Source organism: Cupriavidus neocaledonicus, assembly GCF_000372525.1.
GTDB classification, from domain to species: domain Bacteria; phylum Pseudomonadota; class Gammaproteobacteria; order Burkholderiales; family Burkholderiaceae; genus Cupriavidus; species Cupriavidus neocaledonicus.
In genome coordinates this window covers 97,567-115,216 of record NZ_AQUR01000088.1, presented here as the reverse complement: position 1 = coordinate 115,216, position 17,650 = coordinate 97,567, and the positions used below count along the sequence as shown (strand labels likewise).

Here is a 17,650-nt window from a genome sequence, read left to right as displayed (position 1 = left end):
ATGAGCTCAAGCGCCTGTGGTTCTATCGCCGCCCGGGATGGGCGCAAAAGGCGTGGGAGCATTGGTGCGAACAAGCAAGGCAGAGCCGAATACCTGCCCTCGAACTGTTCGCCCAGCGCCTGAAAGCGTATTGGCACGGCATCCTTGCCCGATGCCGCCATCCGCTGAATACCAGCGTCGTTGAGGGCATCAACAACACCATCAAAGTCATCAAGCGCCGAGCCTATGGCTACCGTGACGAGGAATACTTCTTCCTGAAGATCAAGGCTGCCTTCCCCGGAATTCCTCGTTGAACCTTTTTTTTTTGGACACGAGCATCAACGTCCCGCTTGTTTGCTCCCCTCTCCCGCTCGCGGGAGAGGGAGCACCCAAAGCGGTCATTGGATGCGTTTGGGTATGTCGACGGTCAGGCTGCCGACGGCAAGCGGATATCCGCCAGATCCCAGCGCGGCGTCACGCCATATCCGTATTCATGCCGCGCCAGTTCGGGAGCGGCCTGCAGCCGCATCGCGCCCGCAAACGCGATCATCGCGCCATTGTCGGTGCAGAACGCCAGGTCAGGGTAGTAGACCTCCAGCTTGCGCTGCCTGCCGAGCTGGTCCAGCCGTTCGCGCAGCTGCCGGTTGGCGCCGACGCCGCCGGCCACCACCAGCCGCTTGTGGCCGGTCTGCTTGAGCGCCGCCATCGACTTGGCCGCGAGCACGTCGACGATCGCATCGACAAAGGCGCGCGCGAGGTTGGCTCGGTCCTGCTCGCAGATATTGGCCAGCTTGCGGGTTTGCGTCAGCACCGCGGTCTTCAGGCCGGCGAAGGAGAAGTCGAGGTTGCCGGAATGCAGCATCGGCCGCGGCAGCTCGAAGGCGCCGGGCACGCCGAACTCGGCCAGGCGCGACACTTCCGGCCCGCCCGGGTAGCCCAGGCCGAGCAGCTTGGCGGTCTTGTCGAACGCTTCGCCGGCGGCATCGTCCAGGGTTTCGCCCAGCAGCGCGTAGTCGCCGATGCCGCGCACTTCCATCAGCTGCGTGTGCCCGCCCGACACCAGCAGCGCCACGAACGGGAATGGCGGCGGCTCGCGCGTCAGCAGCGGCGACAGCAGGTGGCCCTCCAGATGGTGCACGCCCACCATCGGCACGTTCAGCGCAAAGCCCAGCGCATTGGCCACCGAGGCGCCGACCAGCAGCGCGCCGGCCAGCCCGGGGCCCTGGGTGAAGGCAATGGCGTCGATGTCCTGGCGGGTGCGGCCGGCGTCGGCGAGCACCTGCTCCAGCAGCGGCAGCACGCGGCGGATATGGTCGCGCGAGGCCAGCTCGGGGACCACGCCGCCGTAGTCGCGGTGCATGGCGATCTGCGAGTGCAGCGCATGCGCGAGCAGGCCGGCGCCGGTGTCATAGAGGGCGAGGCCGGTTTCGTCGCAGGAAGATTCGATGCCGAGGACAAGCATGGGAGGCATGACGCCGTCTCCGCTCAGGGGAAACAGCCGTCGGAACAAGGGTTTGCGGGAAGCGCGCAGGGTAGCACAGCGGCGCCCTGCGCGCTTTTCGCTACAATCTGCCCTTTCTCAGGCGGTGGCAAGACACATGGATTCGCGAGGCGTGCAATGAACGGGGCAGCCCAGGCCCGGACCGGCCGGTATGACGTGGCGGTACTGGGCGCCGGCGCCGCGGGCATGATGTGCGCCGCGGTGGCGGGGCAGAACGGCGCGCGCGTGGTGCTGATCGACCATGCCACCCGGCTCGCCGAGAAGATCCGCATCTCGGGCGGCGGCCGCTGCAATTTCACCAACCTGCAGGCCGGGGCCGCCAATTACCTGTCGTCCAATCCGCACTTCTGCCGCTCGGCACTGGCCCGCTACACGCCGCAGGATTTCCTGGCGCTGATGCGCCGCCATGGCATCGCCTGGCACGAGAAGCACCGCGGCCAGCTGTTCTGCAACGACAGCGCCGAGGACGTGATCGCCATGCTGCGCGCCGAATGTGACGCCGGGCAGGTGCACTGGCAGACCGGCTGCGCGGTGACGGAAGTCCGGCGCGAGGGCGATGATTTCCTGCTGCTCACCGCCGCGGGCACGGTCCGCGCCGGCGCGCTGGTAGTGGCCACCGGAGGCCTGTCGATCCCCAAGATCGGCGCCACCGACTTCGGCTACCGCATTGCCCGGCAGTTCGGACTGGGCATCGTCGAGACCCGTCCGGCGCTGGTGCCGCTGACCTTCGATGGCAAGGACTGGGCGCCGTTCGTGCCGCTGGCGGGGGTCTCGCTGGAAGTGGATATCGCCACCGGCAGCGGCAAGGCCGCGGGCGCGTTCCGCGAGGACCTGCTGTGGACGCATCGCGGCCTGTCAGGCCCGGCGGTGCTGCAGATTTCCAGTTACTGGCGTCCCGGCACGCCGGTCGCCATCGACCTGTTCGATGGCGAGGACGCCGCCGCGTGGCTGCTGGAGCAGAAGGCCGGCAGCCGCAAGCACCTAGGCAACCTGCTGGCGCAGCGGCTGCCGTCGCGGCTGGCCGAGGCATGGTGCGCGGCCGCGGGCGTGGCGGCGACGATGCCGCTGCATGACGTGACCGACAAGGCGCTGCGCAAGCTCGGCGCCGCGCTCAACGACTGGCGCATGGTGCCGTCCGGCACCGAGGGCTACCGCAAGGCGGAGGTGACGCTGGGCGGGGTCGACACCCGTGGGCTGTCGTCGACCACGATGATGGCACGCGACGTGCGGGGCCTGTATTTCATCGGCGAAGTGGTCGACGTGACCGGCTGGCTCGGGGGCTACAACTTCCAGTGGGCCTGGGCCTCGGCGGTGGCGGCGGGGCAGGCCGCGGCCGAGGCTGCGCGGCAGGGCCGGGCGGGGCAATCGGCGGCGTGAGAGAAAGTCGTGGACGTGTCGCCTGCAGCACATGCGGCGCGTCCATTGCAAGCCACTTCCGCGCCGGATTGTTGGTGCTACAATCCAGAGCTTCGTAACGCCGCCATCCCGAAAATACTTTCATTTTCCGGCCAAATGACTACGATCCGCCTCAAGGAAAACGAGCCTTTTGAAGTTGCTTTGCGCCGTTTCAAGCGCACCATCGAAAAGAACGGCCTGCTCCCGGAACTGCGGGCCCGCGAGTTTTACGAAAAACCCACCGCCGCGCGCAAGCGCAAGAAGGCTGCCGCAGAGAAGCGCCATTACAAGCGCATCCGCAGCCAGATGCTGCCGAAGAAGCTGTACTGACACACGGCTTCGCGCTTGCCCCTGACCCGCTGTGGCGTATGCTCGGCGGGTTTTTGCGTTTGGGCCTTGCAGCGCGCGGCATCCGCCGCCATGTGCAAGTGTCCGCCCACTTTCTGGAAGATCACGATGTCCCTCAAAGCCCGTATCAGCGAAGACATGAAGACCGCCATGCGCGCCCGCGAAACGGAGCGCCTCGGCACCATCCGCTTGCTGCTGGCGGCGATCAAGCAGCGCGAAGTCGACGAGCGCGTGGAACTGGACGACAGCGCCGTGCTGGCCGTGGTCGAAAAGCTGATCAAGCAGCGCAAGGACTCGATCGCGCAGTTCCAGCAGGCCGGCCGCAACGATCTCGCCGACAAGGAACTGGCCGAGGTCGAGGTGCTGAAGGTCTACATGCCCGCCGCGCTGTCGGACGACGAAGTGGCCGCCGAGGTGCAGCAGGCCGTGGCCGCCACTGGCGCCGCCGGTCCACAGGACATGGGCAAGGTGATGGGCGTGCTGAAGGGCAAGCTTGCCGGCCGTGCCGACATGACCGCCGTCTCGGCCCTGGTCAAGGCGGCACTTGCACCAAAGTAAATACTGATTTAATCGGTTGCCAGCACAATGAGCGCAAGATCCCTGGGATTCCCGGGAGTTGCACGCAGATGTGAAGCAATCCGGGCGGCCGTTCCGCGCTGCACTACAATATTCCGATAGCAGCCGGGCGCCGCACCGGTCACGCATTCCAAAAAGGCCGCCCGCAGTGGGACGGCCAAGCCTCAGGACGGTCAGTCGGGTGATTCCGCAATCCTTTATTCAGGACCTGCTCAACCGTGTCGACATTGTCGATGTGGTGGGCAAGTATGTGCAGCTGAAGAAGGGCGGCGCCAATTTCATGGGCCTGTGCCCGTTCCATAACGAGAAATCCCCCTCGTTCACGGTGTCGCCGACCAAGCAGTTCTACCACTGCTTCGGCTGCGGCGCCCATGGCTCGGCCATCGGCTTCCTGATGGAGTTTTCCGGCCAGTCCTATCCCGAGGCGGTGCGCGAACTGGCCCAGTCGGTCGGCATGACCGTGCCCGAAGAGCGCGACCGCCTGCCCCCCGGCCAGCGTGCCGAACAGCAGGCGCGCTCGGTGGCGCTGTCCGACGCCATGAGCCGCGCGACCGATTTCTACCGCCGCCAGCTGCGCGGCGCCCCGCAGGCCATCCAATACCTGAAGGGGCGGGGGCTGACCGGCGAGATTGCCGGGCAGTTCGGCCTGGGCTATGCGCCCGATGACTGGCAGGGCCTGGAAGCGGTGTTCGGCAGCTATCGCGACGACAACGTGGCGGCGCCGCTGGTCGAGGCCGGCCTGCTGATCGAAAGCGACAAGCGCGATGCGGACGGCAAGCCGCGGCGCTACGACCGCTTCCGCGACCGCATCATGTTCCCCATCCGCAACACCAAGGGCGCGGTGATCGGCTTCGGCGGCCGTGTCATGGGGCAGGGCGAGCCGAAGTACCTGAACTCGCCCGAGACCCCGCTGTTCAGCAAGGGCACCGAGTTGTATGGCTTGTTCGAGGCCCGCCATGCGATCCGGGAAACCGGCTATGTGCTGGTGGTCGAAGGGTATATGGACGTCGTGGCACTGGCCCAGCTCGGTTTTGCCAATGCCGTCGCCACCCTGGGCACGGCGTGCACCCCCGTGCACGTGCAGAAGCTGCTGCGCCAGACCGACGCGGTGGTGTTCTCGTTCGACGGCGACTCGGCGGGCCGGCGCGCCGCCCGGCGCGCGCTGGAAGCGTGCCTGCCGCACGTGGCCGACAACAAGACCATCCGCTTCCTGTTCCTGCCGGCCGAGCACGACCCCGACAGCTATGTGCGCGAAGAGGGCACCGAAGCCTTCGCCGCGCAGGTGCGCAATGCCATGCCGCTGTCGCGCTTCCTGCTGCAGTCGGTCACCGAGGAACTCGACCTGCGCCAGCCCGAGGGCCGTGCCCGCGCCCAGTACGAGGCCAAGCCGCTGCTGCAGGCGATGCCGGCGGGCGGGCTGCGGCTACAGATTGTGCGCGAACTTGCCGATGCCACCGGTACCACACCCGCCGAGATCGAGGCGATCTGCGGCCTGCGCAGCGATCCGGCACGGGTCGGGCGCTTCGCCCAGCCGCGCCCGCGCGCGCGCCGCCAGGCCCCGACCGGGCTGGAGCAGCGGGTGATCCAACTGCTGATGTGCTACCCGGCACTGTCGGCGCGGCTCGACGAGGACGCGCGGGCGTTGCTGCTGGAAGGCGAGGGCGGGGACAGCGAAGTGCTGGCGCACCTGGTCAGCGCTTGCGACGGCGTCCAGGGCGAGGTGAATTTCGCGGCCTTCAGCGAGCACCTGGCCCAGTCACCGTATGCCGAGGTCTATGCCGCGGCGCGCACGGCGGTATTGCGCGAGGAGATTGAAGAGGCACCTGCAACGCAGGAATTCGATGCGGCCATCACCAAGCTGCTGGCCGAGCCGCTGCGGCGCGAGCTCGACAGCCTGCAGGCGGAAGTGGTCGCCGGCACGGCCGACGAGGCGGCCAAGCAGCGCATGCGCTGGCTGGTGGGTGAAATCCACCGGCGGCGCCAACTGGGCTGAGGCGCCGGCGGGCGCCCTGGCCTTCAACCGGGAGGCGGCAGCACGCGTTGGACAAGCATTGGATCAGGGCCCGGGCCCGGCTGCGCCGAGCTTAAGCCTTGATTTTTCAGGTGAAAACCTCACCTGACAAGGAGCCGGCTAGGTGTGGCGTGCTACAATAGCCGGTTTGGATTGCGAAATCTTTCTCTCCAGTTCTGGTGAAAGTGAGCGTGCCAATGGCAAAGGCCAAAGCAACCGAAAGGGTTACCTCTAAAGCTCCCCAATCAGGGAGCGGCAAGGCGTCTGTGAAAACCACGGCGGCGAAGACATCGACCGCGACCGTCAAGACGCCAGCCCGGTCTGCGCCATCAAAGTCCGTGCGCAGCGCGCAAGCGCCCGCCGTGACGACTCCCACCAGAACCCGCACATCCGAAAGGACAAAGGCCTCGACTTCGGCACGCGAGAGCGGCAAGAGCGCCAGTACGAGCGGCAAGGTCGCCGCATCTGCAGCAGCATCTGCACCAGTGAAAGGCAAGAGTATCACCGTGGCGAAACAGCAGAATACCGAAGTCGAGAGCAAGCGAGCGGCAGCCGCCGGGGCCAAGAGCGGAGGCGCCAAGCAAGGCGCGGCCGCGACGGCCGCCAAGGCGCGTGCCGCGACACCTGCATCCGTTGCATCCGAGCGTCCCGCTGCGCCGGCAATCAAGCCGGAGCCGAAAAAGCGTGGCCGCAAGCCCAAGGCCGAGATGCAGCACGACGACAGCACAACAGACGACGTGACCGAAGAGTTTTACGAGAACGATACGCGCGCGCCGGCAACCCCGGCGGCGCCGAAGACCGAAAAGCAGAAAGCCAAGGACCGCAAGGCCAAGGAAAAGGCCCTGCTCAAGGAGTTCGCCTCGACCCAGCAAGGCACCGAGGAGGAGCTCGAGCTGCGTCGCCAGAAGCTCAAGGCGCTGATCAAGCTCGGCAAGTCGCGCGGCTACCTGACCTACGCGGAAATCAACGATCACCTGCCGGACGACATGGTCGATTCGGAAACGATCGACACGCTGGTCGCCACGCTCAACGACATCGGCATCGCGGTCTATGAACAGGCGCCGGATGCCGAGACGCTGCTGCTCAACGACAACGCCCCGTCCGCCACCAGCGAGGAAGAAGCCGAGGAAGAGGCCGAGGCGGCCCTGTCCACGGTCGACTCCGAGTTCGGCCGCACCACCGACCCGGTGCGCATGTACATGCGCGAGATGGGCACGGTCGAGCTGCTGACGCGCGAAGGCGAAATCGAGATCGCCAAGCGCATCGAGGCCGGCCTGAAGGACATGGTGATGGCGATCTCGGCTTGCCCGGTAACCATCTCCGAGATCCTCGCCCACGCCGAGCGCGTCGCCAACGACGAGATCAAGATCGACGAGTTCGTCGACGGCCTGATCGACCCGAACGCCGAGGAAACCCCTGAAGCCCCGTCGGCCCCGGCCGCGGCGGCCGACGACGAGGACCTCGAGTCCGACGACGACGAGGAAGGCGACGAGGACGATGACGACGAAGGCGGCGCCGGTGCCGGCGCGTCGGCGCGCCAGCTGGAAGAACTGAAGCAGAACGCGCTGGAGAAATTCCGCGTGATCGCCGAGCAGTTCGACAAGATGCGCCGTGCGTTCGAGAAGGAAGGCTACAAGTCCAAGCCCTACGTCAAGGCGCAGGAAGCGATCCAGGCCGAGCTGATGGGCATCCGCTTCACCGCGCGCAACGTCGAGCGCCTGTGCGACACGCTGCGCGGCCAGGTCGACGAAGTGCGCAAGCTCGAGCGCGCCATCCTGAATATCGTGGTCGACAAGTGCGGCATGCCGCGCTCGGACTTCGTCGCCCGCTTCCCGGGCAACGAGACCAACCTCGAGTGGATCCACACCGTGGTGGCCGACGGCAAGGGCTACAGCACCATCGTCGAGCGCAACGTGCCGGCCGTGCATGAGCTGCAGCAGAAGCTGATCGACCTGCAGGCGCGCGTGGTGCTGCCGCTGAAGGAACTGAAGGACGTCAACCGCAAGATGTCGGAAGGCGAGCGCCGCGCGCGCGAAGCCAAGCGCGAGATGACCGAGGCCAACCTGCGCCTGGTGATCTCGATCGCCAAGAAGTACACCAACCGCGGCCTGCAGTTCCTCGACCTGATCCAGGAAGGCAACATCGGCCTGATGAAGGCGGTGGACAAGTTCGAATACCGCCGCGGCTACAAGTTCTCGACCTACGCCACGTGGTGGATCCGCCAGGCCATCACGCGCTCGATCGCCGACCAGGCGCGCACCATCCGCATCCCGGTGCACATGATCGAGACCATCAACAAGATGAACCGCATCTCGCGCCAGATCCTGCAGGAAACCGGCAACGAGCCGGATCCGGCAACGCTGGCCGAGAAGATGGAGATGCCGGAAGACAAGATCCGCAAGATCATGAAGATCGCCAAGGAACCGATCTCCATGGAAACGCCGATCGGTGACGACGACGACTCCCACCTGGGCGACTTCATCGAGGACACCAACACGCTGGCCCCGGCCGAAGCGGCGCTGCACGGCTCCATGCGCGACGTCGTCAAGGACGTGCTGGACTCGCTCACGCCGCGCGAAGCCAAGGTGCTGCGCATGCGCTTCGGCATCGAAATGAGCACCGACCACACGCTGGAAGAGGTCGGCAAGCAGTTCGACGTCACGCGTGAACGGATCCGCCAGATCGAGGCCAAGGCGCTGCGCAAGCTGCGCCACCCGAGCCGCTCCGACAAGCTGAAGAGTTTCCTGGAAGGCAACTAGACGCTTCCAAGGGCCTCTAGCTCATGCCTGGTTAGAGCAGCGGACTCATAATCCGTTGGTGCCGTGTTCGACTCACGGGAGGCCCACCAATATATGTAGTAAAAACAAGGGGTTGCGCGTATGCGCAACCCCTTTTTTCGTCTGAGTGTCAACGGATTGTCAACGGTCGAGAAGCTTCGTCAACGGATTCAAGGTTCTGACCTCCTGTAAATGCTCTGGCGCAAGATGCGCATAGCGCATTGTCATGGTCAACGAGGCATGGCCAAGGATGCGCTGTAACGCCAGGATGTTTCCGCCATTCATCATGAAATGAGATGCGAAGGTGTGGCGCAGTACGTGGGTGAGCTGTCCATCTGGTAATCGCAGTTTCGATTTGCTGACTGCCTTTCGGAATGTGTGATAGCAGTCTCCAAACAGGCGTTCTTCTTCTCGATGGTTGGCATGCCGTCGGAGCGCCTCTTCGAGTCCAGCGGAAATTGGAACGCTGCGATTTCGGCCGCTCTTAGTTGCCGTGTAGTTAAGCGCACCCCCACCGAGTTGACTCTTGGTTAATCCTTCCGCTTCGCTCCATCGCGCTCCTGTTGCCAGGCAAACTTGCGAAACCAGCATTGTTTCTGTTGAGCCCTCCAAGTTGGCCAGTAGCGTTCTGATTTGCTCGAGGGTGAGAAAAGTCAACTCGCGTTCAACTTGCTTGACCTGGCGAACCCCGGCAAGCGGGTTCTCCTTCTTCCAGATGCCTAGTCGGCGGAGCTCGTTGAACACTGCACGCAGGTAGGCGTGCTCCCTGTTTATGCCCCCAGGCGATATCCCGGCCTCCTGGCGGCTAGTTCGATACTCCGCAAACGTCTCCGCAGTGAAGCGATCGGCAGTGGGATCACCCATTGCTTTGCACATTGCAATCAGGCGCGCGTAAGTGTCGGCGCCAGCTCGCAAGCTGCTACCGTGGTGGGTTTTCCAGACGTCTACAAGTTCAGTAAGGCGGCGGGTGTCCCGCTTCTGCGGTTGCCATTCGGGTGTGGTGTTGACCTTCGCCGTTAGCCATGCTTCCCAGGCGAGAGCTTCCGCCTTTGTTGCGAATGTTTTGCGGTATCTCTTGGCTCCTCGGCCTCCTGGCTGGATGTCAGCGAGCCATCCGCCAGGCTTCTTGGAAATGCTCATCCGTGCTTAAGTCTTGGAGGTTGGACCCGGGACCTTTGGCGAGGCCTTAGGGCTTTCACGCAGAGCCTCAGCTAGCTTTTCCCGCCTTGCAGCATTCGTCGCCGAGGTGTCACTGCTGCTTGTTGGAATACCGAAGTCTTCGAGAAGTCTGTCAGCGTAGCGGTGCAGGATATCGGTCTGTGCATTAGTTGCCCCTTCCACGGAAGAAAGCAGCGTTTTGAACCAGCCCGGCTCCGTCGGATCGAGTTGCATGATGGTTTGCGCTTTCCCCATGACCATCCAGGACAGGAAGAATGGATAGATCGATGCTAGAGCGGCAACCATCTCAATGCTCGGTTGTTGTGCTCTATTGCACACATTTTGCCATTTGCGAGCGCTAATACCGAACTGCGTTTCCAGCATTTTGTAACGCGTGGGCTTTCCCGCGAAGTTCTGAATTAGCCAGATCATTCTCTCTCTGAAGTCGTTTGCGTCGCCCGAGAAGCGATCAGGTGTCATCGTTCCCCCAAAAATAGGTGGTTTGCTTACTAAATTTTGGTAAGATTCGTCCTGACCAAATTTTGGTGAGGACAGACTGCATTATGGGTGCCCCTGACTTCGAGATGCAAAGAAGCATGCTGGTCGCTACGCCAGCGCCGCTGATGACACGCGAGGCATTCGCGGCAGCGGTGGGGCTTCCTATCGGCGTGGTTATCGGCTTTTGCAATCGGGGATACCTCCCGACAGTCGCAATAGGCAAGTACAGCCTCATCAACGTGGCTCTTCTGCACAAGCGTTGCATCGAGAAGGAGTTCTCGTGATGCCGCGTATCTTGGCTCCATTTCCAATTCGATCCACTACTGCGGGCACCTCGCTGCCTGACTGGCTTATCCAAGTGCGTGATGAGCGCGCGAAGGCTATTCGAGTCCGTCTGACCGCAAGGGCCTATTTCGAAGCCTCGGGCGGGCGCTCCGCCGCGCCCGCAGCGAAGCGAGGACGGACGGTGCGCCCGCTCGAGGTTTCGACAATGCCCGAATTGGCATTGGACAAAATTAATGCCGCCCTTCAAGAGGCGGTCCTTTCGAATTTCTCGGCCTCGCGCAGCGAGGCTGCTTTCTGTCAGGCGGGCGTGGTAGCACCGCCTGACAGTCTCACGGGCGAGACTCGGTGCGATGGTGGGGAGGGGTTCTGAGCATGGCCTACGACACGGTACGCCTTCGCTCCCCATACCTCGGCATGGAGATCGTCGACCAAATCAAAGCGCAGTGTCTTCTGCGCTCCGGCGTCGACCTGGCGAGCGGCGAGATTCGTTACGAGCTGTACACGGGGGAGCTCTTGGGTTCATGGGATTCCAGAATTGCGGTTCTTCCCATGAGCAAGGAGTGGGCGCTGGATAAGAGCGGCCGGAACGTGGAGGTGCCGTGCGAACCCTACATTGTTATCGAGGCGTCCGTGCACAAGATTGCGCTAGGCCACAACGTGTACGGCGGGCCGACGAACTTCCTCCAAGCATGCCGGGACTTCGTGCAATTGGTTGAAACGCTGTTGAGTACTGAGCTACCGCCTGCCGATTGGTGGAGTGTGCTCCGCGTCGATCGCGCCGAGGTCTTCCGGCTTTCAAGGGCAGCATGCCAAGAGTTCTTTGATGGGATCCAGCTCATCAGTTTTCCTCGGCGCAAGCGCGGTGCGTCGAAATATGCGATGGCCGTGCACTTCAAGGGCAAGACTACAACGGTCAAGTTGTACCACAAGGGTTCTGAGTTCCGGGTACATGACAGAGCGCGGCTGCGACGGTTTTTCGAGCAAGTTTATCGTCATCTGTATGGGCGCGACCATCCCGAGAACAGAGCGCGCGCAGAGCGGAAAACTGAGGCGCTTCAGCGGTTGGCAGATAGGCGATTGCGAGTCGAGGTCGGAATCAACAGGCACAAGCTGCGATACGACTTTGGGAAGGATCCGCGTGTTGATGAGGTCTCGGACGCTTATCTGGAAAGCGTCTTCGATGCGGAGCTGGAGAAGCTGCTGCGAGAGGGGAAGCAGGCTATGACCACGTTGAGACAGAGTAAAGCGGTATTGCATCGTTTGAAGGCGGTGTATGGCGACACGCTTGGTATGCGTCTGTATGGCTTTTGGTCAACGCTGGCGCAGCATGGTGAGGACAGCGCGCGCGATAACTATTCGAGGGCAACGTTCTTTCGATGTCGGAAACAGTTGGAGGACGCCGGCGTGTCGTGGCGTGGGTCCGATGTGCGCGTAGTGGCCAATGATGGCGCATTGCCCCACGACTTCAGTCCGGTCAGGACGGACCCACGGTTGTGCCAGCTCCCGGCGCGCAACCGCGAGGAGTTTCAGGTCAGCCGGGAAACACTGCGGCTTGCCGCTTAAGGAGATTTCATGTCCACAGCAGAAACCACTGTTCGTTCTACGTCGGCTCAGATCAAGCCGATGCATGTGCTTGTGCGCGGCCGAATTGAAGCGCAGCGCTCGCACGAGGGGATCCGCTATACGCGGATCATGACCCCGGCACCCGACGCCTACAGCCGGCCGCAGATCGTAGAGGTACGCGGCAAGAATAAGTTGGGCGAACGCGGTGACGAGGTCACGGTGACTTGCTCGCTGGGCGGATACCAGCGCAAGCCTTACCAGATCAAGAACAAGGATACCGGCGAGTTCGAAACGATCACGCCGGTCGATATGACCCTTGATGTTAAGGATGAGTGAAGCTGCAACGGTCCATGTGGCGGCCGTTGACGGTCGTCACAGCGTTGCGGGCTCCGCCCAGGTGGTCTATCCACATAGTTCATGGGGACTGTCGTGACCGGGTCGGTTCAAAACATCCTCATTTGCGCGCCTTTAGCCGCAGGCGAGACTGTTAATGCGATTGACTCGCAGGCATGTCCGCCGAGTGGCGCGCAGGCATTCAAGCTCCAATCGATGCAAGCTTATGTGCTCGATTCCTCGGCCCAGTCGCTGCTTGAGGCAGCGGCCAAGCCCTTCGATTACGAGTATGCAGGCGTCGTATGGTCCGTGGCATTCACGATGGTCGTTGGTTTGTATCTCGCGAGTGCCAAGGTCGGCGCGGTCTTGGGCCTGATTCGTCAAGGCTGAGGTCGCAATAACAGCCGGGTATTCCGGCGCAACGTGAAAAGGAAGAAGTCATGAAAGCCAAGCTGCAAAACCTGAAGTCCATCGCAACTCGTGCGGCCGCTGGTGCTGTCGCGCTTGTTTGTGCCGGTATCGCTCATGCACAGACCGCGCCGTCGATGGATCAGCTAACCGGTCAAGTCTCGTTCGCAGAGGTCCTGGTGGGTGTCTTCGCCATCGGCGGTCTCCTGGCTGCGCTCTACGCTTCGATTAAGGGTGTGCGCATCGTGCTGGGTATGATCCGCGGTCGCTAAGCGCTCTCGGTTGGGAAGGCAGGGGAGCGTCGTTGACGTTCCCCTTTTCTTTTGTCTATGGGGAGGATGCGGTGAGCACAAACGAGCTTTGGTATCTGTTCATTTTTGCCTGGGGCATTGTCAGCGGATGGGCCGTCGTTACCGGGCTGCGGGGAGGCTGATGGCGCGCTTTCGAAAGTTGATTCTGATGCTGTGTCTCGGCGCGATGCTGGTCAATCAGCAGGCCCAGGCGCAGGCGCTGCCGGTCGCTAACTTCGTGGTCAACCGGGCGGTGTCCAACGTGGTGACGCGGGTAGCGGCTGCTCGCGGCTTCGCCGCGAATGATCCAAGGATTGCCGCGACGCTGACTAGCATGGGAACGGTCAGCACGGGGCTCAATGTCGCCAGCACGGCGGTGGGGGTTGGTATGGCTATTGGGGGAGCACCGGTTTGGATGGGTATTGCGGCGGGATTAGGCGTGGTGGCGCTCGGCCTTGGCATCTCGGCAATGGTAAATGGCAAGCCCGCGCAGTTGTCGATTGCTAGTACCGATACGGGTAATAAGCTGAAGGTGGAAGTGCCCGGCGAAGCCATGCCTGCGTATGTGCCACCAATGCTTGTTGACCAAACGCCGTTGTGGGCAAAGGCGGTGGCCCAGGGCGCCCCAATTTATCGCGACCCAAACAATTGCTATGCGAACGACGCATGCTATGCGTTGCCGCTCAGGCCGGATGTGCCGAGCTATCGCTACGCGGCGGACTACTACGGAAAGACGGTGTTGGTGACGAACGACCTTAACACGTTCGGTAGATGGGTCACGTTCCTCACAAATCCGATCATCAATCCAACACCGGGAGTCACCTATACGTGGCAGTTTGCAGGGGCGCAGCAAGTTCCGAATAGCAACGGCGGAAGCCGAGTGGCGGTGTACATCTACGAAGCACGCTCGGGCGGCGATGATCAAGGCTTGTCCAGCTATTCGCGGACGACCACGAAGAACCTTGATGGGAGCGTGTATGGCGACATCGGGCCGCAGTTCTATAGCGATCTGGACTCGGCCGTGAAGTCGATGCCGCAGACAGTGGGCTCGGCAAAGCTATCTGGCGACTCATTGGCCAGAATCGTGGATGCGCAGTGGCGTCAGGCAGCCGGGCAACCTGGATATGAAGGACTTCCTTACTCTTACAGTCAGCCGATCACAGCCATGGACGTGCAGCCATGGATCGACGCGAACCCTTCCTCTGCGCCGACCGTCGGGGACTTGATGACACCGGCAAACAGCCCGGGATCGCAGATAGTGATCATCAGCCCAACGGTCACGCCGGGCACGAATCCGGGGCCGGATCCCGGAACGAACCCTGGTCCGATTCCAGGCAATAACGTCAATGTGGTCAACACGCCGAACGTGAACGTGACCAACAAGGTGCAGGTTGATCTAGGGGAGGCGCCCAACGTGGGGACGCCGGGGCTGGAATCGACGCCCACCGCACGCTCGATTCTCGATCCCCTGCTGAACTTGATGCCGGACCTCAAGGCGTTCACCACGCCACAACACCAGGGTGAGTGTCCTAAGCCTTCGGTGGACGTGTTCTCGTGGCACGTCACGTTCGATTCGCATTGCCAGCTCGCTGAGAGCACGCGGCAGATGCTCTACCAAACCATGATGGTCTGTTGGGCCCTCGGGGCGCTGCTGATCATCCTTATGGCGTGAGGCGACTATGTGGACGTTTATTCTTGCAGGTGTCAATACGCTGCTGGGCTTCGTGTTCCGGTCGCTGGTGGTCAAATTCGTGGTGTTTTTCGCGCTGTGGTTCATCACGACCGAGTTCGTAAGCGTGCTGCAACAGGTCGGCATCCTGCCCACGTCGGCAAGCCTCAATGCCTCGCTATCGGGGCTGTCGGCCACCACGTGGTACTTCCTCGATCTGTTCGCGGTGTCGCAGGGCCTGCCGATCATCATCTCTGCCATGGTGTCGCGTTTCATCATCCGCCGCCTGCCAGTGATTGGATAAGCCATGTCGATTACGTTCTACGGCGGGGTCATGGGCTCCGGCAAGTCCTACGAGGTGGTCAGTGGTCCGGTGTGTGATGCCGTGGCCGCTGGCCGCCGTGTGGTCACCAACGTTGCCGGGATCAACGAGGAGCGCATTCACGAGTACCTACTGAAGAAGCGGCCTGGCCTGGATGCGGGCAAGCTCGGCACGATCGTGCACGTGACGGATGAGCGCGTGATGGAGCCGGGCTTCTTCCCCGACGAAAAGCAGGCCGAGATTGACTCGGTGGTCAAGGGCGGCGATCTGGTCGCCATTGATGAGGCGTGGCGGTTCTGGGATCAGGACAAGGGCAAGCTGTCGCCCGAGCACATGCAGTTCTTCCGCATGCATCGCCACTACGTGCACCCGGAAACGGGCGTGACCTGCGACGTGGTGATGATGTCGCAGGACATCGGCGGGCTGGCGCGGGCGCTGAAAGCCGTGGTCGAGCTGAGTTTCCGCATGCACAAGCTGAAGAGTATCGGGGTGCCGACTGGCTATCGGGTGGAGATGTACGAAGGCTCGAAGCAGATCAAGGCCAATCGGGTCAGCACGTTCATCAAGAAGTACCAGAAAGACATTTTCCCGCTCTACAAGAGCTATGAAGGCGACAACGCCAGAGAGCTGCGGGTGGACAAGCGGCAGAACGTGCTGCGCGATCCTAAGGTGATTGGTGTCATCGCCCTGATGGTCGCGTTGTGGGCCTTCGGCGGGTTCTTCACGTACCGCTTCTTCGCCAAGCGGGGCGAACAGGCCAAGCCGGCGGCAGCGGAATCGGCGGGCGGCGGTGCGCATGGTCAAGCGGCATCGGCAGCCGCGGCTGTGCCAGCACCGGGTAATGCGAAGGGTGGGGCGCCTGGGTCGTCGGGTAAGGACGACTACAGCGCGGAATGGCGCATCGCCGGGGCCTATGAAGCCAACGGCGAGCGTTATATGGTGGTGTCGGACAGTCAGGGGCGGCTGCGCGTCGAGTCGCCTTCGATGTTTCGCAATGCTGGCATTGCAGCTATCGGGGAGATTGACGGCCAGCGCGTAGCCCTGTGGACCGGCCATAAGGCGGGCGCGGGATCTATTGCTCCCTCGATGGAGACCAAGAGATGAGGCGTCTATTCACGCTGATATTGCTGGTAGCCGGGGCCGTGAATGCTGCCGAGCTGCCACCGCCCATCCCCGCCTCGTTGTCCGGGACGACCGTTCCCGCAGCGAAGTCGCCCGCGCGATTTGATTTTCAGTTCGTCCAGGTCGCGCAAGTGCTGCAGGTGATCTACGGTGAGGCGATCAAGACGCCTTATGTGCTGGCTCCGGACGTACTTACGGACCAGCGCACGGTGTCGTTCCGCTATGACGCCTCCAGCGGCGATCTACGGGCGTTCCTGGGGGCGTTTCTCGACACATTGGGGATGCAGGCGCAGAGCCGGGGCGGTGTGGACTTCGTGACAATGAAGCCGAAGCCCGATGAGTTGCGTGCAGACGAGGAAAAGGAGGTGACAGTGTATCGGCCCAAATACCGCAACGTGTCGTATTTATCCACGCTGCTCCGACCGATTTTCCCGCGCGGCCTGACTCTCAACCGCAGTGTGACGGCCCCCGAAGGTGCAAAGGTCATGAGCAACCCCCCGCCTGGCAGCGCGGCGGCGATGGTCGATCAGGACAGCGATACGCTGGTTTTCGCCGGTACGGCGAAAGAAGTGACGATGCTGAATAAACTGCTGCCCCAGCTCGACGTGCCAGGCGGCGAGGTTGCGGTGCGGGCGGTCGCGTATGAGGTGGCTACGACAAAGGAACAGGGCTCGGCATTTCAGCTCGCGTTGAATCTGCTGGGTGGCAAGCTGTCGTTGGGCCTCGGCCCTGCGGGTGTATTGCCTAATGCGGTGCGCTTCACCAACAACACTATCGATGCAGTTTTCTCTGCGCTCTCCGATGACTCCCGGTTTAAAGTCATCAACTCGCCCAACCTGCGCATCCGCTCGGGTGAAACTGGCCGGCTCAATGTCGGCCAGAAGGTCCCGGTGTTGGGTGCTGTGTCATATCCTCAGGGCGCCGGCCAGGCGGTACAGTCGGTCGAATATCAGGCCTCTGGTGTCATCTTCGAGCTACGTCCGACCGTCAGAGAAGGCAGTATCGATATCACGGTGACGCAGCAGATATCGGACTTTGTGAAGACCACAACTGGCGTCAACAACTCGCCCACGCTCAATACCCGAGAAGTCACCAGCTCGGTGACGATGCAGGACGGCGAAATGATCTTGCTGGGCGGGCTCAAGATGAGGAAGGACACTATAACCAGCAGTGGCATGTCGTTTCTGCCGCGCTTTCTTGACACGACTTCTCATCAAGAGTCGGAGTCCGAGATACTGCTCGTGCTTCAGTTGAATCGCATCTGACGCCTGATCCGGAATAGGCGCCTGCGAAAATCTACCAGCCAGAGGTCGCAGTTTTCGCGCCCGCGAAAATTTCACCAGGGGTGATCGTCCGCAGGTTATCGTAATTTGATAACGTAATTACTTTTTACGTTATCTTATGAATTCGCACGG

19 protein-coding genes and 1 tRNA gene are annotated in these 17,650 nt (G+C 62.4%); 16 read left to right on the top strand and 4 right to left on the bottom strand.

The genetic code is table 11. From position 1 onward, the window contains the following. Nucleotides 1–293, top strand: a 293-nt coding sequence (locus A3AG_RS0110750) for an ISL3 family transposase (RefSeq protein ID WP_018003985.1), incomplete at its 5' end; no start/stop codon positions are given. Nucleotides 294–406: 113 nt separating this feature from the next. On the opposite strand, the gene tsaD is transcribed toward A3AG_RS0110750, so the two are convergent. Then, nucleotides 407–1,441, bottom strand: coding sequence for a tRNA (adenosine(37)-N6)-threonylcarbamoyltransferase complex transferase subunit TsaD (tsaD, locus tag A3AG_RS0110745; protein ID WP_018005402.1), 1,035 nt, complete (start codon nt 1,439–1,441; stop codon nt 407–409). 156 nt (nt 1,442–1,597) lie between these two features. Between tsaD and A3AG_RS0110740 the strand changes: the two genes are divergently transcribed. The 4 genes from A3AG_RS0110740 (at nt 1,598) to dnaG (ending at nt 5,792) form a co-directional block, all read left to right on the top strand. Beyond that, entirely contained in the window at nt 1,598–2,857 is a 1,260-nt protein-coding gene (locus A3AG_RS0110740) for a BaiN/RdsA family NAD(P)/FAD-dependent oxidoreductase (protein ID WP_018005401.1), read from the top strand. Between the two features lie 135 nt (nt 2,858–2,992). Next, nucleotides 2,993–3,205: a 30S ribosomal protein S21 gene (rpsU, locus tag A3AG_RS0110735; RefSeq protein WP_012353470.1), complete on the top strand. Its 213-nt coding sequence runs from the start codon at nt 2,993–2,995 to the stop codon at nt 3,203–3,205. 126 nt (nt 3,206–3,331) lie between these two features. Further along, nucleotides 3,332–3,781 (top strand): GatB/YqeY domain-containing protein, encoded by a 450-nt coding sequence (locus tag A3AG_RS0110730; RefSeq protein WP_018005400.1) that lies wholly within the window; start codon nt 3,332–3,334, stop codon nt 3,779–3,781. A 199-nt stretch (nt 3,782–3,980) separates the two neighbouring features. Further along, the gene (gene dnaG / locus A3AG_RS0110725; protein WP_018005399.1) at nt 3,981–5,792 is read left to right on the top strand and encodes a DNA primase; all 1,812 of its coding nucleotides are present in this window, start codon (nt 3,981–3,983) and stop codon (nt 5,790–5,792) included. 106 nt (nt 5,793–5,898) lie between these two features. Here dnaG and A3AG_RS34550 read toward each other — a convergent pair whose 3' ends face one another. Beyond that, on the bottom strand, nt 5,899–6,306 hold the full coding sequence (locus tag A3AG_RS34550) for a hypothetical protein (protein WP_240619824.1): 408 nt from the start codon (nt 6,304–6,306) through the stop codon (nt 5,899–5,901). Here A3AG_RS34550 and rpoD point away from each other — a divergent pair. Both rpoD and A3AG_RS0110710 read left to right on the top strand, forming a co-directional pair. Next, entirely contained in the window at nt 6,296–8,569 is a 2,274-nt protein-coding gene (rpoD, locus tag A3AG_RS0110715; protein ID WP_018005397.1) for an RNA polymerase sigma factor RpoD, read from the top strand. The two genes, A3AG_RS34550 and rpoD, sit on opposite strands and share 11 nt — an antisense overlap. Before the next feature lie 10 nt (nt 8,570–8,579). Continuing rightward, nucleotides 8,580–8,658, top strand: a tRNA-Ile gene (locus tag A3AG_RS0110710). Nucleotides 8,659–8,728: 70 nt separating this feature from the next. On the opposite strand, the gene A3AG_RS33340 is transcribed toward A3AG_RS0110710, so the two are convergent. Beyond that, nucleotides 8,729–9,727, bottom strand: a complete 999-nt coding sequence (locus tag A3AG_RS33340; RefSeq protein ID WP_018005396.1) for a phage integrase — start codon at nt 9,725–9,727, stop codon at nt 8,729–8,731. A 6-nt stretch (nt 9,728–9,733) separates the two neighbouring features. After that, entirely contained in the window at nt 9,734–10,225 is a 492-nt protein-coding gene (locus A3AG_RS33975) for a hypothetical protein (protein ID WP_147310024.1), read from the bottom strand. A gap of 116 nt (nt 10,226–10,341) precedes the next feature. Between A3AG_RS33975 and A3AG_RS0110705 the strand changes: the two genes are divergently transcribed. The 9 genes from A3AG_RS0110705 (at nt 10,342) to A3AG_RS0110665 (ending at nt 17,500) form a co-directional block, all read left to right on the top strand. Next, entirely contained in the window at nt 10,342–10,527 is a 186-nt protein-coding gene (locus tag A3AG_RS0110705) for a hypothetical protein (protein ID WP_018005395.1), read from the top strand. Between the two features lie 373 nt (nt 10,528–10,900). Continuing rightward, complete coding sequence (locus A3AG_RS0110700) at nt 10,901–12,091, top strand: phage/plasmid replication protein, II/X family (RefSeq protein ID WP_018005394.1); 1,191 nt, start codon at nt 10,901–10,903, stop codon at nt 12,089–12,091. A 9-nt stretch (nt 12,092–12,100) separates the two neighbouring features. After that, nucleotides 12,101–12,427 (top strand): hypothetical protein, encoded by a 327-nt coding sequence (locus A3AG_RS0110695; RefSeq protein WP_026164099.1) that lies wholly within the window; start codon nt 12,101–12,103, stop codon nt 12,425–12,427. 81 nt (nt 12,428–12,508) lie between these two features. Beyond that, nucleotides 12,509–12,814 carry a hypothetical protein gene (locus tag A3AG_RS31570; RefSeq protein ID WP_018005392.1) on the top strand — a complete coding sequence of 102 codons (306 nt, stop codon included), beginning with the start codon at nt 12,509–12,511 and terminating at the stop codon, nt 12,812–12,814. Between the two features lie 50 nt (nt 12,815–12,864). Next, a complete protein-coding gene (locus A3AG_RS0110685; protein ID WP_018005391.1) occupies nt 12,865–13,104 on the top strand; it encodes a hypothetical protein in 240 nt (79 codons plus the stop codon). Between the two features lie 160 nt (nt 13,105–13,264). After that, nucleotides 13,265–14,794 carry a hypothetical protein gene (locus A3AG_RS0110680; RefSeq protein WP_018005390.1) on the top strand — a complete coding sequence of 510 codons (1,530 nt, stop codon included), beginning with the start codon at nt 13,265–13,267 and terminating at the stop codon, nt 14,792–14,794. Between the two features lie 7 nt (nt 14,795–14,801). Then, on the top strand, nt 14,802–15,095 hold the full coding sequence (locus tag A3AG_RS0110675) for a DUF2523 family protein (RefSeq protein WP_018005389.1): 294 nt from the start codon (nt 14,802–14,804) through the stop codon (nt 15,093–15,095). A 3-nt stretch (nt 15,096–15,098) separates the two neighbouring features. Continuing rightward, nucleotides 15,099–16,217, top strand: a complete 1,119-nt coding sequence (locus A3AG_RS0110670) for a zonular occludens toxin domain-containing protein (protein WP_018005388.1) — start codon at nt 15,099–15,101, stop codon at nt 16,215–16,217. Beyond that, nucleotides 16,214–17,500, top strand: a complete 1,287-nt coding sequence (locus tag A3AG_RS0110665; RefSeq protein ID WP_018005387.1) for a type II secretion system protein GspD — start codon at nt 16,214–16,216, stop codon at nt 17,498–17,500. Before A3AG_RS0110670 ends, A3AG_RS0110665 begins: the two co-directional genes overlap by 4 nt. Nucleotides 17,501–17,650 lie beyond the last annotated feature (150 nt).